Source organism: Nannocystis bainbridge (assembly GCF_028368995.1).
Classification (GTDB): domain Bacteria; phylum Myxococcota_A; class Polyangia; order Nannocystales; family Nannocystaceae; genus Nannocystis; species Nannocystis bainbridge.
In genome coordinates this window covers 554812-573241 of the sequence record NZ_JAQNDL010000003.1, presented here as the reverse complement: position 1 = coordinate 573241, position 18430 = coordinate 554812, and the positions used below count along the sequence as shown (strand labels likewise).

Sequence of the window (18430 nt, the reverse complement as noted above, 5' to 3'; positions counted from 1 at the left end):
CGGCCGTTCGCGCGAGGAGGCGGCCAATTCAGGCCGGCGGCGCGGTCGGGGCCACCGGGGCTTGTTGGGTTGGCACGGTCGGGGGCGGCGGCGCTGACAATCCGTCAGGCACGCCGTCCTGCGGGCGCGGGCGAGCGGCGAGCGGGACGTTGTCGGCGAACTTGTTGCCCGAGAAGTCCTGCCGGTCGGCGGCGATCTGCGAGATCGATCGCTCGACGATGAGGTCGAGGGTCCAGTCGAGGACGACGCGGACCTTGTTGCCGAAGCCGACCAACTTGGCGAGGTAGAGCGTGCGCCACACCCACCAGGCGATGAAGCCGGAGATCCGCACGCCGAACAGGTCGACGGCGGCGAACTTGTCGCCGACCGAGACGAGGGCGCCGAAGTTGAAGTACTTGAAGGGCTTCGTCGGCTGCTTGCGGATCAGCAGGTCGATGTTGGTGGCGGCGTGCTGGCCCTGCTGGAACGCGACCTGGCCGAGCGGCGGCAGCGGGACACCCTCGTGGAGCAGGAAGGCGGCGTCGCCGAGCACGAACACGTCGTCGCGGCCCTTGACCCGCAGGTCGTCGCCGATCTCGACGCGGCCGGAGCGGTGCAGCGGCAGCTTGCAGGCGGCCAGCAGCGGCGACGGCTTGACGCCGGCGCACCAGACACAGGTGCGGGTGGCGATCTTGGTGCCGTCGTCGAGGGTGACGGCGAACGGGGTGACGTTGACGACGCGGCGGCTCAGGCGGAGGTCGACCCGCAGCTTGCGCAGCCGACCCTCGGCGCTGCCGACCACCGTCTTGTGCCAGCCGGGCAAGATCTGGTCGCCGGACTGGATCATCACCACGCCGACCTCCCCCGGATCGATCTCGGGGTAGCGGCTCATGAGGATGTGGTCGATGAGGTCGCGGGTCTCGGCCGCCAGCTCGACGCCGGTCGGCCCGGCGCCGACGACGACGAAGGTCAGCTGCTCGCGCCGCCGCTCGACGTCGGTCTCACGCGCGGCCCGCTCGAAGTTGTCGATGATGTGGTTGCGGACGGCGATCGCGTCGCCGAGCTCGCGCATGAAGAAGGCGTACTGCTTGACCCCCGGCGTGTTGAAGGTGTTGGTGTCGGAGCCGGGGCAGAGGACGAGGATGTCGTACTGGGTCTCGCACCAGATGGTCTCGGGCTCGCCGGTGATCGGGTTGTCGTCGACGTCGACGCGGGCGCGGATGGTCCTGGTGTCGAGGTCGATGGTGTCGACGTTCTCCTTCTTGAACGTGACGTTGGCGGCCTCGAAGATCCGACGGAAGGGGTAGGTGACCTGGCGGGTCTCGATCGAGCCGGCGGCGACGCTCGGCAGGAGCGGCGGGAACAGGAAGTAGTTGCGACGATCGATGACGCTGACCTGCAGGTCCTTGTGGTAGCCGAGCCGGCGGTCGAGGTGCAGCGCGGCGTAGAGGCCGGCGAAGCCGCCGCCCACGATAGCGACGCGCACCGGCGGGCCGCCGGTGCCGGTCCAGCGGCGGTAGATCCACATGTCGCGCAGCGGGTGCAGGGCGACGTAGAGCAGCAGGATCGACTCGAGGATGATGGCGCCGCCGAGCAGCGCCGAGGCGCCCTCCCACATCGGCAGCAGCAGCCAGCAGGCGATGTCGAGCACGCCGAGGATGACGAGGCCGCCGATCAACGCCTTGCGCGCGCCGCGGGCCAGGGCGACCTGCCGCAGCAAGAAGGCGGACACGCCGGTGACCAGCGCCAGCGAGACGAAGTGGCCGAGGAACAGGGCCCAGAACACCTGAGCGTGGCGCAGGCGCAAGATCTCGAGCCGCTCGCCCCACTGAAACAGCGCGACCGTCGAGGTCTGCCACCGGGTCAGCTGGACGCTGACGATCCAGCCGCCGAAGAACAGGCCGAGGCCCAGGAGCAGGGCGGCCGAGGCCATCAGCTTGCGCCCGAAGGGGAGGTTGGTCAGGCGGTGGCGATCGACGGGGACCATGGGCGCGGGGTCAGAGTGTCGCCGGATCGCGGGCAGGGTGCCACCGCGGGCGCAGGCGCCCGGGAGCGCGCGCGACGGCGCCCGCGCGGACTCGCGTTCGCCCCGCGCGGCGGCGAACGCACATCTCCGCGAGAACAGGTCGCTTCAGTCCTGCGGCCACGGCTCGGGCGCGGGCATCGGCACGTCGGGATCGGCGTTGGCGCCGGCGGCGACGAGGTTGTCGGCGAACATGCGGATGTACTTGAGGTCATCCTCGATGTCGAAGTCGGGATGGTCGACGAGCCAGCCGTCGACGGCGCCGTCGAGGTTCTCGAGGATGTTGAGCGCGCCGGCGAGGTCGCCCTGGGCGGCGCGGGTGGCCGCCATGTCGAAGCCGACGTAGATGTTGAGCATGACGAACCCCTTCTCGCTGCTGGGGTTGTCGAACACGCCCTGCTCGAGGTCGATCTTGTCGGGGTCGACGGTCGTCTTGATGGCGGCGACCTCCTCGATGTACTGCTTGTTGACCGGGTCGCGGTAACGCAGCTTGAGCTCGCCGACGTCGGCGACCCGCGGCTGGCTGTTGCGCGGCAGCAGCTCGAGCAGGATCGCCCCGCCGCCGCCGCGCCGGCCGTCGTCGTTGTCGTCGACGGTCTCGCGGTGGGCGAGCTGGAGGTTGGGGATCTCGATGGTGCCGTGGTTGCCCTCGAGGGTCGACAGCTTGGTGCCGCGTACGGCCCGGAGGATGTAGTTGTCGACGATGTCGGCGGTGATCGTGACGTCTTCGGCGAGCGGGACGAGGAAGGCGGTGACCTCCTCGACGAAGACCTCCTGCACGGCGGCGGGGTCCTCGAGGAAGTAAAAGGCGCCGCTGCCCTGCTCGGACAGGGTGCGCATGAGCGACACGTCGAAGTCGCGGCCGACGCCGATGGTGGTGAGGCCGTAGCCCTGCTCGCTGTAGCCCTGGGCCATGGCGAGGATCTTGGCGTCGTTGGTGATGCCCTCGGTGGCCATGCCGTCGGACAGGAAGACGACGCGGTTCTGCCGGCCAGGATCGGCGTGGGCGGCCATGAGCTCGAAGCCGGTGCGCAGGCCGTCGTAGATGTTGGTGCCGCCGTCGGCCTCGAGCTGGTTGATGGCCTGGTACAGCGCGGGGTCGCTGCCGGTGATGTACTCGACCTTGACCTCGGCGTCGCTGTCGAAGTCGACGAGGGTGATGCGGTCGCTGGGGTCGAGGGCGTCGATCATGCGCAGCAGGCCCTCGCGGACGTACTGCATCGGCTCGCCCTCCATGGAGCCGCTGCTGTCGATGACGAGGGCGAGGTTGAGCGGCGGGCGCTCGAGCTTGGCGACGTCGATGGCGGTGTTGAGGCCGATCAGCACGGTGATGCAGTTCGAGCCGGAGATCATGTTGCCCATCTCGCCGTAGAGGCCGTGGAGACAGACGTCGCCGGTGCAGGTCGGCTTGGGCAGGTCGATCTTGTGCTCGTTGAAGAAGCCGACGTCGTCGAGGGTCTCGGGGCCGGGGATCCCGCCCTGCTCGAGGATCTGCTTGAACTGGCCGAAGTCCTGGGCGCCGCCCTGGCCGGCGCCGAGGCTGCCGCCGTCCTCGCCGCCGGAGGCGCTGGCGTCCTTGGCGCCGCCGTCGTCGCCGCAGGCGGGAGCGAGGAGCAGGAGAGACAGGCCGAGGCGGAGGTCGATGCGTGGCATGGCTTTTTGTTCCTGTACTTAAGGGCAGGTAGAAAAGGTCAGGGCTGCTGTTGCGAGGCGGTCCGCACGTAGACGAGCTCGAGGTCGTCGCCGAGCGCGTCGGGGCCCTCGGCGCAGTCGGGGGCGAGGATGATGCGCCGCTCGGCGTGGACGCCGTGGAGGACGAGGTGGCTGGCGCCGTCGTCGAGCTCGACGGTCTCGCCGGGGCGGAACTGGACGATCTGGCCGCCGAACGAGGCGCTGAAGGTCTGCGGCTGGGCGACGGTGCCGCAGGTGAGCTCGGGGCCGAGCTCGACGTCGAACTCCGGCTTGGCGGCCAGAGTGGCGCCGCTGATGGTCACGAGGTGGTTGCCGCGCGAGGCGACGACCTCGACCGCGCCGAACGGGGTCGGGTCGCCGGGATCGGGGGCGCGCTCGAGCAGGAGGCGGTCGCCCTGGTCGACGACCGAGAGGTACTGGCCGGCCGCGAACGGGAGCTCGGTCAGCGGGCTGCAGAAGTAGAAGCGGGGCAGGCCAGCGTCGAGGTCGAAGGCGGCGCAGCCGTCGCTGCCGAGCGCGAGGTCGGCGATCCGGTGGACGCCGATCGGAGGCTTGCTCCACGCGACGCGGCCGGCGTCGTCGCCGGGGATGTAGGCGTCGTCGGCGGGGTCGCGCTGGGGGAAGACGATCGGCTGCCGCGAGTCGGTGATCGTGGCCCGGCCGTCCTCGTCGGCGGTGAGGATGACGGCGCCGGCGAGGTACTCGCCGCTGTCGGCGTGCTGGCCGGGGATCCAGTCGAGCCCGATGTCACCGCTGTTCCAGAACAGGACGGTCGGCTCGATGGTGTTGCTGGTGACGAGGACGGCGTAGCAGTCGCGGGAGACGCGGTCGAGGTCGCCGCGGACGGGGACGTTGGCGCCGGGGGGGATCGACCAGGTCTGGCCCTCGCCGAAGAGGGCGTCGGAGAACAGCACGCCGGGCTTGCCCTGGGCGTTGAAGCAGTCGATCTCGACGCCCTCGCGGAGGTCGCGGACGCGGACGACGAGCTCGCGGTCGATGTCACTGTTGTGCAGGTACACGTCGCCCTGGAAGTCCTGGTAGAGCAGGTCGCCCTCGGTGTCCCAGCCGCCTTCGTCGTCGCCGGTGTCGCTGGTGGCGACGCACAGCAGCGAGCCGAGCGCGGCGGCGCCGAACTCGGGGCGCGAGGGCCAGCGAGAGAGGCTGACCGAAGAGACAGGTCGAGCGGCGGGCCGCATGGCCGGGACGAGGACGCGCCAGCCGAGCGCGAGGGCCGGGAGGGCGACCAGGTCGGTCGGGTCGACGGTGATGGTCCAGGGGAAGCCGACGAGGCCCATCAGCCAGCTCCACGCGTCGGCGCAGGCGGGCGAGAGGTTGATGAGGGCGAACACCAGGCCGACGGCGATGTGACAGTGGAGCAGGCCGCGGCGGCTGCGGACGCCGAGCAGGGCGGCGAGCAGGGCGGGGGCGACGATCATGCCGGCGAAGTCGCTGAGCTTGCCGGTGAGACCGCCGGGCAGGATGCCGGCGCCCTTGAGCAGGTGGTCGTTGACGCCGAGGACGGCGAGGGCGCCCAGCCAGGTCGGGGAGAGCAGGGCGCGAGCAGGGCGCAGCTCGGGACGGGAGGAGAACACGGCGGCGAGCGTGCGGCGAGTCATGGTGGCGTCATCCCTATGCAAACACCCGGCGGCGGGCCGGCTCTCCGAGCATAGGGCGCCCCCCGGGACAGGTCGAGGGGTCGCGGCGCCGCCAGGTGCGAGGGTCGCCACGGCAACCATGTCATGGGGTGAGGCGGTCGAAGGACTGTTCGCAGGGCTGGGCATGATGAGCGTCACCGTCCTGGCGTGGAGTCGCCGCGGCGGGAGGAAAAATTGCGAGGGCGGTGATTTTGCCGCGGGCGCGGCCGGAAACAGCGAACGCGGGCTCGTAAGGGACGGAGTCGAAGGCGTGGGCCGGGTGATGCGAGGCGGAGCGGCGCGCGGGCGTGCGCGGGCCGACAGGAGGTCGCCACTGAGCCGTCGCCTGTGATCGCGGTCGCGGCTCACTCGTCGCGCGCGAAGGCGGCGAGGTCGGTGATGTCGACGCTGCCGTCGCGGTGCAGGACGAACAGGCGGCCGTCAGGGGCGAGGGCGAGCGCGTCGACGCTGACGGGGTCGCGGCCCTCGAAGCGCCCGAGACCGTGGGCGGCGAGGTCGGTGAGGGTGCCGAAGCTGGCGGCGCCGTCGTGATAGAGGGCGATCGCCTCGCCGGCCGGGGTGACGACGACGGCGGCGAGGTCGCGATAGGTCCGGCCGGGGGCGGGGCGGTAGGGCTCGGGCCGCGCGGCGCCGCGGAGGTCGTGGGGATCGCCGCGACCGACGTGGCCGTCGTCATACCAGGCGACGACCTGGTCGCCGGGGCGATCGAGGGCGCGGGCGACGGCGACGACGTCGACGCCGATCCGGGTGGCGGGCAGGCGGTAAGGGTCGCGGCTGAGCAGCTCGCCGTTCGACACGCCGGCCGGGTCGCCGCGGCGCACGGTGAGCCGATCGTCGGCGCACCAGTAGTTGGCGTCGCCGCGATCGTCGATCGCGAGGCCGACCACGCGGATGGCCTGAGCCGCCAGCTCGGCCTCGACGGCGGCCCAGTCGACGCGCGAGAGGCCGAAGCGGATCATCTCGTCGAGGTCGCTGTAGACCACGCTGCCGGCGTCACGGCCGTCGTCACTCTGGCCGACCATGACGACGACGTCGACGTCGGCGGGCTCGGTGATGGCGAGGCGCAGGCGCGGGCCGAGGTCGGAGAGGCGGCCGTCGGGCGCGAGGCCGGGCAGGGTGACTTCCCGGGTCCCGCCGGGCAGGCTGATGGCGTAGGCCCGACCGCCGCCGAGCGAGCCGGCCTTGTCCATGACGAAATTGCAGGCCTCGCCGCAGCTCTCGCGCGGACGACCTTGCAGGATGTCGTCGTCGCCGAGGGCGTAGCGGTGGACGATCCGCAGCAGCGCGGGCGCCTCGGCCGACAGCGCGCCGGTGCCGGCGGTGAGCGCCTGGCCGGCGAGCGGGACGCCCAGGGGCGCGGGCAGGCCGGCGAAGTCCCAGCGCGGGCGGGTCGACTTGCGCGCGAGCCAGGGCGAGAAGTCGCAGCGATCGCCCTGCCACACGCAGTAGGGCCGCTTGTCCTCCCAGTCGAGCGGGCGGTAGGTGCGGCCGTCCCAGGCGCGCAGCTCGGGGATGTCCGAAAGGGCAGGTGAGCCCTGGGCCGCGGGGGTGCGGAAGATGGCCTCGACGCTGGCGACGCCGCCCCCCAGCTCGAGGTCGGCGAGGAACTCGCGCAGGGCCGAGTCGGCGTGCTGCTCGGGGTGGCCGGCCTCGGCGGCGTAGCGGCCGCTGGCGGACAGATGGGCGACGACGCTGTCGAGGACGGCGTAGTTGGTGTTGGAGTAGGGGCCCTTGAACGCGCCGTCGTCGCTGGCGCCCGCGGGGTCGCGCACGAGGCAGCGGGTGAGGAAGACGCCGAGCCACTCGCGCTGCGGGTCGGTGTCGCGGCGATCGTAGCGGCTGACGAAATAGACGTGGCGGGCCGGGAGGGTCTGCTGCAGCCAGGTCCGCGTGGCTTCGATGTCGCCGGCGAACTCGGGGTAGCGAGCGCGCAGGGCGGCGTCCTCGGCGGCCCAGTCGGCCTCGCCGGTGAAGCCGCGCAGGGCGCCGAAGTTGGGGACGACGTGGGCGCCCCAGTTGGCGGCCTTGCCGGGCAGGCCGCTGGTGTGGGCGAGCAGGTCGCCGACGGTGACGTCGCGCCAGCGCACGTCGGGGCCGGCGTCGCCGCAGCTGCGGGTGCAGCCGGCGGCGACGTCGTCGACGGTGACGGGGCCGCAGCGGGCGCCGGCGAAGGCGGCGAGCAGGTCGGGCGGGAGCAGACCGAGGGCGGGGTCGGCGATGCGCGCGTGGGACGGCGTCGGGTACATGTCCTGAAGGCCATGTTGCTCGATGCGGGCGCCGATCAGCCGGCGGGCCATGGCGGCGGTCAGGAACTTGGAGACGCTGCCGAGGCGCAGCGGGGTGTCGGGCTGGACGAACGTGGCCTCGGGCTGGAAGCGATCGACGTCGGCCATGGGGCCGTCGTTGCACCCGGGCATGTCGGCGGCGGCCGGGCCCGCCATGCGCCCGAAGCCGCGCTTGTAGACGCGACGGCCGCGGAGCGACACGCTGAGCACGCCGGCGCCGACGCAGCGGGCCTTGACGAACTGGCGCATGGCGATGTCGAGCTCGACGAAGGCGGGCGAGACCTGGCCGGTCATCGGGATCTCGGGGGCGCAGTCGGACTCGCGGCAGGCGTCGCCGTAGTCGACGGCGTGCGGGTCGGCCTCGGCCGCGTCGTCGTGACAGGCGAGGACGGCAGCGAAGAGGAGCGCGACGCGGGCGCGGAGCTGCACGAGGCGCTCACGATAGCACGCGCGGGGCCGGTGAGCGGGGCGCGAAACCGCGGCGCGAGGCCGGCTGGAGGGCCGTGGTAGCGTGAAGCCGGGAGGTGCCGCGGCGATGAAGAAGAAGACGAAGATCCAGGCGGGGCTGTTCCTCGACCGCTAGGCGGGCGAGGGCCCGCGCGAGACCGCCGCGGCCGCGAGGCCCGGCGGTCTCGATAATTGCGGAACCGTGGATGAACATGTCTCCGGGGGCATGTTCTTAAAAACATGTCCTGGAGAACATGGCGCCGGGGACATGCGCTTCGGGTCAGGAGCCCGGCGGGCCGGCGTCGATCTCGCGCAGCATGACCTTGAGGCGGACGTGGGCGTCCTCGAGGGCGAGGCGGTCGCGCGGGTCGTGGCCGTCGAGGTGATTGGAGAGGGCGGCGAAGGCGTCGTTGGCGGCCCGGTAGAGCCGCTTGCGCTTGCCCTTGGGGTGGGGGCCGCCCTTGTCGGCGAGGCCCTCGATCTGACCCATGACGACCTCGAAGGCGGTCTCGGCCTCGAGTCGGTCGTTGGGGGTCGGCAGCGGCGGCAGCTCCTCGGGGGCCTCGAGGGCGCGCTCGAGCCGGCTGCGCAGCGACACGGCGAGCGCGGCGCGGGCGTCCTGCTCGTCGCGGAGGTCGCGGAACTGGACGGCCTCCCGGGTCTTCTTGGCGGCGGCGGCGCGGGCGACCTCGGCGGGCCGCTCGGGCGGGCGGCCGCCGAGCTGGCACAGGGTGTAGCCGAACAGGCCGAGGGTGACGGCCCCGAGGGCGAGCAAGGTGCCGGTCTTCATCGGCCGCACAGGTCGGGCAGGGCTTCGAATTCGGCGAGGAGCTCCTGGTAGCTCTCGATCCGCCGGGCGCCGTGGACGGCGTCGGTGAACTGGAACAGCACGCGCTGGTCGGTCGGGATCATGGTCGACTCGAAGGCCTCGGCGTCGCTGTCCTTGTTGCCGAACAGCCAGGTCGGGACGAGGCCCTTGTCTTTGAGTAGCTGAAATTCTCCGGTCTTGTAGGCGGCGGCGGTGTCGCCCATGCCGCCGGTGTACGTGAGCGTGGTGTGAATGATCCCGGCGGGGAAGCCGCGCAGGGCCACGAACTCGCGCGTGCGCCGGTCGAGCCACTCGGGCCGGGCGGTCAAGTACATGGGGCGATAACCCTTCGACGCGAGCAGGCTCAGCGCCTCGGCGGCGAACGGGTTGGCCTCGGGGATGTCGCCGAGCAAGAAGTCCCAGGCCTCCTCGCTCTCGCTGGTGGTGAGGGTGCCGTCGACGTCGCTGACGAAGATCGGGGCGCCGGCCGGGACGACGTCGATGGTGATGTCGACGGTGTCCCAGAACTCCTCGACGACGCCGTGCACGCGGTGACGGCCCGGCTCAAGCTGGTCGGACTGGGAGATCTTGTAATAGACGCGGCCGCCGGAGTCGTCGACGCCCTGGACCGGCGCGTGCTCGCCCTCGACGGTGGTGATGGCGACGCCGAGGTCCTCCCACTCGCCGGCGCAGCCGCGGTCGAGGAACAGGTGGACGGCGCTGCCCTCGATGTCCTTGTCGGCGGGGAAGCCCCACTTGGTGAACTTGGCGATCACCCACTGCTCCTCGCCCTCGACGTAGAACATGTCGCGCCCGCGCGAGTACTCACCCTCCGGCTCGCCCTGGCCAGGGATGGTCGGCGGGGCGGCGTCACACTTCGGGACCGGCTCGCACAGGGCGCCAGGGGCGGGGCCCGGGCCGCCGGTGGTGTCGGGCGGATCTTCAGTGGTGGTCACCGGCGGATCGGCGGTGGTGACGTCGTCTGTCTCGGAGGACATGCCCGTAGGGTCCTGTCCTGAAGTTCCTGTCCCGGAGGTCGCGTCGGTGGTGGTCGGTGCGGCGGTCGCGGCGTCGCTGCCCGGGTCGCCCGAGGTGAGGCCGGTGGTCTCGGTGTCGCCGCCAGGGCGATCGTCGCCGCCGCAGCCGAGGAGGAGGACGAAGGTCGAGAGCAGGGCCGCAGGGCGAGCGAGCATGATCGCGCAGGCTATCGGAAACCGATCGGGAGATCCAGGCGACGCCGATCGGACATCGCGGCGAGATCGTCGTGACAGGCCCGCAAGGCGCGAGTGAGCGCCGATGCACGCCGCGCCGGCGCGGCGTCGCGACTGCGCGTCACGAGCGGCTGCGGCGCTGGTGATGCGAGGGCGCGCGGTCGTGAGAGCCGCGCTCACGCGACGCCGGCGCGGACGCGGACGCGGGCGACAAAGGCGCTGAAGATCGGGTCGCCGGCGCAGCGGCGGGCGAAGTGCGGGCTCTCGCGGTCGAGCCACTCGGGGTGCCACTGCACGCCGTAGATGTCACGGCGCTCGTCGGCGGCGGCCTCGATGATGCCGTCGGGCGCCCACGCGCAGGCGCGCAGGCCGGGCGCGAGGGCCTTGATGGCCTGGTGGTGGACGGAGTTGACGAGCAGCTCGGGCGCGCCGTAGAGCGCGGCCAGCCATGACTCCGCGAGCAGTCGCACCGGGTGCTCGTTGTCGTCGTAGCGGGCGGGGTCGCGGTGGACCAGCGCGCCCGGGACCTGGAAGCCGATGTCCTGGTAGAGGCTGCCGCCGAGGGCGGCGTTGAGCAGCTGGATGCCGCGGCAGACCCCGAGCACCGGCTTGCCCTGGGCCAGCGCGGCGCCGAGCAGCGCCTGCTCGTAGGCGTCGCGGGCCGGGTCGCCGGCCCACTCGGGGCGCAGCGGGGCCTCGCCGTAGACGCCGGGGGCGACGTCGCTGCCGCCGCTCAGGACCAGCGCGTCGACCCGCTCGACCAGCGCGACCAGCATCGAGGTGTCCGGAAGGACAGGCAGGAGGAACGGCAAGGCGCCGGCGCGGGCCAGCGCGGCCGACAGCCGCTGCTCGCCGTAGTCGAGCGACTTGCCGAGGAACAGCGCGCGGCCGGGGTCGGGATAGGATGTCCCGCAGGACAGTCCGATGAGTACGGGTCGCATAGGGTCTCCGCGGTCAGGCGGCGAGGGGGGTGTGGATAGAGGGGGAGCGAGATGTCCCGAGGGACAGGTTGGCGGGATAGGTCCCGGGCGGCGTGGGCGTCGGGACAGGCGAGGCAGCGCTCGGACCTGCGCCAATGGACATGTTTTGGAGGACAGGTCGCATGGGGCAGGTCCGAAAGGTCAGGCGGCGGCCAGGCCGGCGCGGCGCAGCAGGGCCTCGGGGTCGGGGTCGCGGCCCATGAAGGCGCGGAACAGGGCGGCCGGGTCGTCGCTGTCGCCGCGCTCGAGGATCGCGCGGCGGAAGGCGAGGCCGACTTCGCGGTCGAACAGGCCCTGGCCCTGGAAGCGGGTGAAGGCGTCGGCGTCGAGCACCTCGGCCCACTTGTACGAGTAGTAGCCGGCGGCGTAGGCGACCGGGCTCGAGAACAGGTGGCCGAAGCGGCACACCATCGCGTAGTCGCCGGGCAGCGGGGCGGAGCTGAAGCGATTCATGATCTCGCGGGCGCGCGCGAGGATCTCCGCCGGCGTGGCCGGCAGCGAGCCGCGGTGCAGCTCGAGGTCGACGGTGGCGAAGCTGAGCTGGCGCATCATCGCCGAGGCGGCGCGGAAGTTGCGGGCGCTCAGCATGCGGCTCACCAGCTCGTCGGGCACTGGCGCGCCGGTGTCGACGTGGCGGGCGAAGCGGTCGAGCGCGGCTCGCTCCCAGCACCAGTTCTCCATGATCTGCGACGGCAGCTCGACGAAGTCCCAGGCGACGTTGGTGCCGGCCTGGCTGCGCAGCTCGACGCGCGTGAGCAGGTGGTGCAGCAGGTGGCCGAACTCGTGGAAGATCGTCTCGACCTCGTCGTGGGTGAGCAGCGCCGGGCGGTCGCCGATCGGCGGGGTGAGGTTGCCGCAGATGAGGCCGAGGTGCGGGCCGAAGCCGCCGCGGCCGTCAGGGCGGCCGGTCACCAGCGCGTTCATCCACGCGCCGCTGCGCTTCTGCTCGCGCGGGAACAGGTCGGCGTAGAACACCCCGAGCAGGGCGTCGCCGTCGCGCACGGCGTAGGTGCGCACGTCGGGGTGCCAGGTGGCGAAGTCGTCGACCGGCTCGACGCGCACGCCGTAGAGGTCGCCGACGAGCTCGAACAGGCCCTTCAGCACCGACTCGACCGGGAAGTAGGGGCGCAGCGCCTCGTCGTCGAAGTCGTAGAGGGCGCGCCGCTGCTTCTCGGCGTAATAGGCGAGGTCCCAGGCCGCAGGCGCGGGGGCGGCCGGCCCTTCGAGCTGCTGGCGGAAGGCGTGGAGGTCACGCGCTTCGGCGGCGAAGGCGGCCTCGGTGCGGGCGGCCAGGCGGTCGACGAAGGCGCGGGCGCTGGCGCCGTCTTTGGCCATGCGCGGCTTGAGCACGAAGTCGGCGAAGTCGCGGAACCCGAGCAGCGCGGCCTGCTCGCGGCGCAGCAGCAAGATCCGGCGCAGCAGCTCGCGGTTGTCGTGCGGGCCGTCGCTGGCGCAGATGTTGGCGGCGCGCCAGATCTCCTCGCGCAGCTTGGGGCTGTCGGCGTAGGTCACGAACGGGGCGAAGCTCGGCTGCTGCAGGGTGAACCGCCACGCGCTCGGGCGGCCCTTGGCCTCGGCGCCGGCCCGCGCGGCGTCGATCGCCGACTGCGGCAGGCCTGCGAGGTCAGCCGGGTCGGTGATCCACAGCTCGTAGGCGTTGGTGCCGTCGAGCACGTGCTCGGAGTATTGCGTGGTGATCTGGGCCAGCTCGGCGCTGAGCTCGGCGAGGCGGGCCTTGCCGGCGGGGTCGAGCTCGGCGCCCTGGCGGCGGAAATCGTCGAGGGTGCGCTCCAGCAGCCGCTTGCGCGCGCCGGTCAGCGCGGCGGCCTCGGGCGTGCGGCTGAACTCCTGCAGCGCCTGCCACAGCCCGGCGTCGAGCGGGATCTGGGCGAAGAACTCGGCGATCGGGCCCTGGACCGCGTTGTGGGCGGCGCGCAGCTCGGGCGTGGTGGCGACGCTCTCGAGGTGGCCGACCAGCGTCATCGCGAACTCGAGCCGCTCGGTCGCGGTCTCGAGCGCGCCGAGCGTGTTGTCGAAGGTGCGCGGCCCGGGGGCGGCGGCGATGGCCTGGAGTTCGGCGCGGGCGTCGGTGAGGAGCTCGGCGATCGCGGGCTCGACGTGCTCGGGCCGGATCTGGTCGAAGGGGACGCGGAACTGCACGCGCAGGAGCGGGTTGACGGTCACGCGCGGACGATAGCACGAGCGCGGAGATCCCGCCGCGAACAGTGTCTCCCCGACCCCTGGACCCGGTCGGCGAGCGAGCGAGCGGCGCGAGTTGTCGGGGCGCAGGGCGCGGCGTATGGTGGGAGCGTGATCACGATCGCGTCGCTGGCAGGATGGCTCATGCAGGCGCCGGCGGTGCTCTCGCCGCCGATGACCGCGCCGCCGCGCGAGTGGGATCTCGCAGGGGTGTTCGTGCTCAAGCAGGAGCACTTCCTGACCTGGTCGCCGATGATCGATCTGTCGCGGCCGTTTCGCGGCTTCGAGTACCAGCTGCAGCCGATGTGGGCGCTCGAGCTGACGCCGAAGCACCGGCGCCTCGACAGCTTTTCGGCGGCGCTGCTGTCGGCGCCGGCGATGGGCGCGGGGGTCGGGCTGGTCCAGCCGAAGCTGCAGTACCGGGTGCGCGGGACCGAGGTGCGGGTCGGGGTGCAGACGGCGGTGCTGTCGTTCTTCACCTCGGCGATGCGCGGCGCCGGGAAGGTGATGCGGCCGATGGCGTTCGTGTCCGGGAAGTTCTGAGGCGCGAGGCTGTCTCGCGGGGCATGTCCGCAGGGGCATGTCGCTTCGGGCATGTCCTCGGGGGCATGTTCGAAGCGACATGCCCGGAGTCGGGGGGCTCCGGCCGGACGCGGCCGGCGAGTTGCGGAGATCCCGCCGCGCACGACGTCCGCGGGCGCCGCGGCGGCGATCGCCGGCCGGGCCGCGCGGGCGCTGTGCCCGGGTTGCCGGGGCGGCGGGCGCGGCGTATCGTGCGAGGGTGATTTCCCCCGCGATGCTGGCGCTGTGGGTGCCCGGGACGCAAGTGCATAGCTCCTTCGGGGTCCAGCTGCGGGCCTTCCGCGCCAGCCGCTGACCTCACCCACGCGGAGCGGACGCTCCGGAGAGACCACGCGATGTCGACGATCACGGCGCTGCTCGGGCCGACCAACACCGGCAAGACGCACCGCGCGGTGACCCAGCTGCTGGCCCACCGCACCGGGGTGATCGGGCTGCCGCTGCGGCTGCTGGCGCGCGAGGTCTACGACCGCGTGACGGCGGAGGTCGGCGAGGCGGCGGTGGCCCTGGTGACGGGCGAGGAGAAGCGAGTACCGGCGCGGCCGCGCTACTGGGTGTGCACGGTCGAGTCGATGCCGGAGAACAAGGACGTCGAGTTCCTGGCGGTCGACGAGATCCAGCTGGCGGGCCACCGCGAGCGCGGACATGTCTTTACGGACAGGTTGATGCGAGCGCGAGGTGTCTCCGAGACCATGTTCCTCGGGTCGGACACGATGACGGCGGCGGTGGAGACGCTGGTGCCGACGGCGCGGATCGAGCGACACCCGCGGTTCTCTCGCCTGCGCGGGGTGGCGCCGCTCGAGCTGACGCAGCTGCCGCCGCGCTCGGCGGTGGTGGCGTTCTCGGCCGACCAGGTGTACGCGCTGGCGGAGCAGCTGCGGCGGCGTCGCGGCGGGGCGGCGGTGGTGCTGGGGGCGTTGTCGCCGCGGACGCGCAACGCCCAGGTGGCGATGTACCAGGCCGGCGAGGTCGACTACATCGTGGCGACCGACGCGATCGGGATGGGGCTCAACATGGACGTCGACCACGTCGCGTTCGCGGCGCTGGGCAAGTTCGACGGGCGCACGAACCGGCCGCTCGAGGCCGCCGAGCTGGCGCAGATCGCCGGGCGGGCCGGCCGCTACACCAAGGACGGGACGTTCGGGCCGCTGGCGGCGCTGGGGCCGTTGCCGCAGGGCCTGGTGATGGCGATCGAGCGCCATCAATTCCCGCCGGTGGAGCGGCTGGTGTGGCGCAACCCCGAGCTCGACTTCACCAGCATCGAGGCGCTGGCGCGCTCGCTGCGGCAGCGGCCGCAGCGGCCAGGGCTGCAGCTGCTCGAGCGCAGCGACGACGAAGACGTGCTGGTCGAGCTGGCGGGCATGACCGAAGTGCGGGCCCTCGCGCAGCTGCCCGGCGCCGTCGAGCTGCTGTGGGAGGTGTGCCGGATCCCCGACTTTCGCAAGCTGCTCGAGGGCTCGCACGCCCGGCTGCTCGCGGCGGTGTACCTGCAGCTCGCCAGGCACGGCAAGCTCGACCCCGGGTGGATCGAGCGGCGGGTGCGGCGGCTCGACGACACCGAGGGCGACATCGAGGCGCTGATGAGCCGGATCGCGGCGGTGCGGACGTGGACGTACATCAGCCATCGACCGGGGTGGATCGAGGCGCCGGCGCGCTGGCAGGAGTGGACGCGGGCGATCGAGGACCGGTTGAGCGACGCGCTGCACGACCGGCTGACGCAGGCGTTCGTCGACCCGCGGGCGACGGCGCGGGCCCGCAACAAACCTGGCCCGAAGGACAGCCCGTTCGGGCGCCTGCGGGCGCTGCAGCTGCCGGAGGTCGGCGAGGCACCGGCGCCGAGCCCGGCGGAGGCGATCGTGGCGGCACCGCACGGGGCCTTCGCCGTCGATGCGCGCGGGCGGATCGCGCTGGCGGGCCGGCCGGCGGCGCAGATGACCCGCGGGCCCGATCTGCTGCGCCCCGAAGTACAGGTCCTCGCGGACATGTCCATGGGGGCAGGTTCGATCGCGCAGGTCCGCCGCCGCATGGTGGCGTGGACCCGCGACATGGTGGCGGAGCTGCTGGCGTCGCTGCGGGCGCTGCCGGAGGGGCCGACGCCGAGCCCGGCCGCGCGCGGGCTGCTGTACCAGCTCGAGCAGGGGCTGGGGTCGGTGCTGCGGGCCCGCGCCGAGCCGCAGGTGCGCGCCCTGACGGGCGAAGACCGGCGGCTGCTGGGGCGGCTGGGGCTGAAGCTCGGGGAGCTGGTGGTGTTCTCGCCGGAGCTGCTGACGACGTGGGCGATCGAGCGGCGCGCGGCGCTGTGGGCGGCGCGCTCGGGCTCATGGGTGACGCCGCCGGACGAGGCGCGCTCGGTGGCGCTGGACGACGAGGGGGACGTGGCAGCCTGGCACGCGCTCGGGTTCCCGCCGTTCGGGCCGCGGGCGATCCGGGCCGACGTCGCAGAGCGTGTGTTCAATAAGGTGCTGGCAGCGACGCGCGCGGGGCCGGCGGCGCTGCCGGAGGAGCTGGCGGGGTGGATCGGCTGCGCGGCCGAGGAGCTGCCCGCGATCGTGGCGGCGATGGGCTTCGACGAGGTGGCGGAGGACCGCTGGCTGCTGGCGCCGCGCCGACAGGAGCGCCGCGGGCGGCGACGGACGCGGCGCGCGGGGTGAGTTTTTTAGGAGAAACTTCAGGACATGTCGTTTGGGGCATGCTCTAAGAGGCATGTTCTCGGGGACATGCACTCCGTGATCGCGGCGGTGCCTGCTCTCGCCAGGTGCGCAGCTGAGCCGGAGCTGCCGGGGTGCGGTGGCGACGGGGCGGACCCGAGCGCGTTCCCGTGTTGCGAGGGGGTGGCGCGGCCGCGGAGGCGGCGGCGCTGGGCCGCGCGAGCCGGCCGCGTGCGTCGCGGATGAAACCGGCGTCGGCGTCGTGGTCCGCGTGTTATAGGGTGGGGATGGAGCGGAGCATGATCGAGGCGCGGCTCGCCGAACTCCGGCGCGAATTCGACGGCGGGCAGAAGCTGCTGCGCGAGCTCGAGGGCAAGCAGATGGAGGTGCGCGACACGCTGCTGCGGATCGGCGGGGCCATGCAGGTGCTCGAGGAGCTGCTGGCCAGCGCGCCCGAGAACGCTGGTTCGCCGTAACCGCCCGGGGACGCGACGCCGCGGGGTCGGGTGTCCTGAAGGACATGTCGAACGGGACATGGCGGCGGTGATGCGCGGGGGCGGGCGATCGGGTATCGTCGCGGCGATGGGGAAGCCGCTGTCCGTGTCTCACAGGTTCCAGGCGTTCGCTGCGCGGCTGCTGCTGTCGCTGCCGGACTCGTTGCAGCGGAGGCTGGCGGGCGGCGGGCCGGTCGAGCGCGACGGGCACACGCTCGACCCGCAGGTGCAGCACATGCTGGCGATGCAGCGGCGGATGCGGCGGCCGCATTTCCACGAGCTCTCGGTCGCGCGGGCCCGGCGGGAGATGGACATCAACACGGCGATGCTGGCCCCGCTGGCGCCGACCCTGGAGACTGTCTCTGAGGACAGGTTCCAGGGGCCAGGTGGTGAGCTCGCGGTGCGGATCTACCGGCCGCGGGGGCTGGCCGCGCTGGCGCCGGCGACGGTGTATTTTCACGGCGGCGGGTTCGTCGTCGGCGGCCTCGACTCGCATGATCCCGTGTGCCGGATCCTCGCCGACGAGGCCCGCTGCGTCGTCATCGCCGTCGACTACCGCCTGGCGCCCGAGCATCGGTTCCCGGCGGCGGCCGACGACGCGGTGGCGGCGTTCCGTCATGTGGTCGCCAGCGCCGGCGCGCTCGGGATCGATCCGAAGCGGATCGCGGTGGCGGGCGACAGCGCGGGCGGCAACCTGTCGGCGGTGGTCGGGCTCGAGACCCGCGGCGACGCGGTGCGGCCGGTGTTTCAGCTGCTCATCTATCCGGCGGTCGACCTGACGATGTCGTTCCCGTCGATCGAGAGCCTCGGCAAGGGGTTCTTCCTCGAGAAGGAGACGATGGAGTGGTTCATGGGCCACTACCTGCGCGGCGCCGAGGACGGGCGCGACCCGCGGGCGTCGCCATGGTTCGCGGACGTGGCCGGGGCGCCGCCGGCCGCGGTGTTCACCGCCGGGTTCGATCCGCTGCGCGACGAGGGCGAGGCGTTCGCGGGCAAGCTCGAGGCGGCCGGGGTGCCCGTCGCGTTCGCGTGCCACCGCGGGATGTTCCACGGGCACGTCAGCGCGTCGGGCGGGCTCTCGAACGCGCGGCCGGCGTTGAGCGAGATCGCCGGGGCGCTGCGGCGGGCGCTGCAGTGACCGCAGCGCCGGGTGAGCCGAGCGGCAGAGACCAGGTTGGGGAGTTCGAGAGCGTGCGCCCGTGAGCCGGTCGCGTCCGTCGTGGCGAGGATCGAGACTCCCCCTCGGAGCATGGGAGGCCGGGCGCCCAGGGTCCGCTCGCCAGCCGCCGCGCTGGCCGTGACGCTGACATAGGCTGGCCTTCGGAGCATGTTGTGAAGGACAGGCGCGGGGGATTCCCCGGCGTGAGCGGGTGATCGCGGACGGGGGCCGGCGGGCGTCGAATAGCGCACGCGGCGGGGGCGACGGGGGC

General features: G+C 72.6%; 12 protein-coding genes. 4 read left to right on the top strand and 8 right to left on the bottom strand.

Annotation, left to right across the window (positions count from 1 at the left end; all coding sequences use genetic code 11):
• Positions 1-28: 28 nt before the first annotated feature.
• The 8 genes from POL25_RS27685 to POL25_RS27650 all read right to left on the bottom strand — a co-directional run bounded on the left by POL25_RS27685 (position 29) and on the right by POL25_RS27650 (position 13264).
• Positions 29-1966 carry an NAD(P)/FAD-dependent oxidoreductase gene (locus POL25_RS27685; protein ID WP_272089225.1) on the bottom strand — a complete coding sequence of 646 codons (1938 nt, stop codon included), beginning with the start codon at positions 1964-1966 and terminating at the stop codon, positions 29-31.
• 144 nt (positions 1967-2110) lie between these two features.
• Positions 2111-3655, bottom strand: a complete 1545-nt coding sequence (locus POL25_RS27680; protein ID WP_272089224.1) for a vWA domain-containing protein — start codon at positions 3653-3655, stop codon at positions 2111-2113.
• 38 nt (positions 3656-3693) lie between these two features.
• Positions 3694-5310, bottom strand: a complete 1617-nt coding sequence (locus tag POL25_RS27675) for a hypothetical protein (protein WP_272089223.1) — start codon at positions 5308-5310, stop codon at positions 3694-3696.
• 383 nt (positions 5311-5693) lie between these two features.
• A complete protein-coding gene (locus tag POL25_RS27670; RefSeq protein WP_272089222.1) occupies positions 5694-8063 on the bottom strand; it encodes a serine hydrolase in 2370 nt (789 codons plus the stop codon).
• A gap of 298 nt (positions 8064-8361) precedes the next feature.
• Complete coding sequence (locus POL25_RS27665; RefSeq protein ID WP_272089221.1) at positions 8362-8871, bottom strand: hypothetical protein; 510 nt, start codon at positions 8869-8871, stop codon at positions 8362-8364.
• Positions 8868-10082 (bottom strand): LNS2 domain-containing protein, encoded by a 1215-nt coding sequence (locus POL25_RS27660; RefSeq protein ID WP_272089220.1) that lies wholly within the window; start codon positions 10080-10082, stop codon positions 8868-8870. Before POL25_RS27660 ends, POL25_RS27665 begins: the two co-directional genes overlap by 4 nt.
• Positions 10083-10276: 194 nt before the next feature.
• Entirely contained in the window at positions 10277-11041 is a 765-nt protein-coding gene (locus tag POL25_RS27655; RefSeq protein WP_272089219.1) for a gamma-glutamyl-gamma-aminobutyrate hydrolase family protein, read from the bottom strand.
• 180 nt (positions 11042-11221) lie between these two features.
• Positions 11222-13264, bottom strand: coding sequence for a M3 family metallopeptidase (locus POL25_RS27650; RefSeq protein ID WP_272089218.1), 2043 nt, complete (start codon positions 13262-13264; stop codon positions 11222-11224).
• 126 nt (positions 13265-13390) lie between these two features.
• Between POL25_RS27650 and POL25_RS27645 the strand changes: the two genes are divergently transcribed.
• The 4 genes from POL25_RS27645 (at position 13391) to POL25_RS27630 (ending at position 18138) form a co-directional block, all read left to right on the top strand.
• Positions 13391-13822 (top strand): hypothetical protein, encoded by a 432-nt coding sequence (locus tag POL25_RS27645; RefSeq protein ID WP_272089217.1) that lies wholly within the window; start codon positions 13391-13393, stop codon positions 13820-13822.
• Positions 13823-14196: 374 nt separating this feature from the next.
• Positions 14197-16509 (top strand): helicase-related protein, encoded by a 2313-nt coding sequence (locus POL25_RS27640; RefSeq protein ID WP_272089216.1) that lies wholly within the window; start codon positions 14197-14199, stop codon positions 16507-16509.
• Between the two features lie 284 nt (positions 16510-16793).
• Entirely contained in the window at positions 16794-16982 is a 189-nt protein-coding gene (locus POL25_RS27635; protein WP_272089215.1) for a hypothetical protein, read from the top strand.
• A 106-nt stretch (positions 16983-17088) separates the two neighbouring features.
• Positions 17089-18138, top strand: a complete 1050-nt coding sequence (locus tag POL25_RS27630) for an alpha/beta hydrolase (protein ID WP_272089214.1) — start codon at positions 17089-17091, stop codon at positions 18136-18138.
• The last annotated feature ends 292 nt before the right edge of the window (positions 18139-18430 follow it).

Coding starts and splice junctions, on each gene's coding strand:
- POL25_RS27660 (WP_272089220.1), bottom strand. CDS start 10,082: ATGCTCGCTCGCCCTGCGGCCCTGCTCTCGACCTTCGTCCTCCTCCTC.
- POL25_RS27685 (WP_272089225.1), bottom strand. CDS start 1,966: ATGGTCCCCGTCGATCGCCACCGCCTGACCAACCTCCCCTTCGGGCGC.
- POL25_RS27640 (WP_272089216.1), top strand. CDS start 14,197: ATGTCGACGATCACGGCGCTGCTCGGGCCGACCAACACCGGCAAGACG.
- POL25_RS27675 (WP_272089223.1), bottom strand. CDS start 5,310: ATGACTCGCCGCACGCTCGCCGCCGTGTTCTCCTCCCGTCCCGAGCTG.
- POL25_RS27655 (WP_272089219.1), bottom strand. CDS start 11,041: ATGCGACCCGTACTCATCGGACTGTCCTGCGGGACATCCTATCCCGAC.
- POL25_RS27665 (WP_272089221.1), bottom strand. CDS start 8,871: ATGAAGACCGGCACCTTGCTCGCCCTCGGGGCCGTCACCCTCGGCCTG.
- POL25_RS27680 (WP_272089224.1), bottom strand. CDS start 3,655: ATGCCACGCATCGACCTCCGCCTCGGCCTGTCTCTCCTGCTCCTCGCT.
- POL25_RS27630 (WP_272089214.1), top strand. CDS start 17,089: ATGGGGAAGCCGCTGTCCGTGTCTCACAGGTTCCAGGCGTTCGCTGCG.
- POL25_RS27635 (WP_272089215.1), top strand. CDS start 16,794: ATGGAGCGGAGCATGATCGAGGCGCGGCTCGCCGAACTCCGGCGCGAA.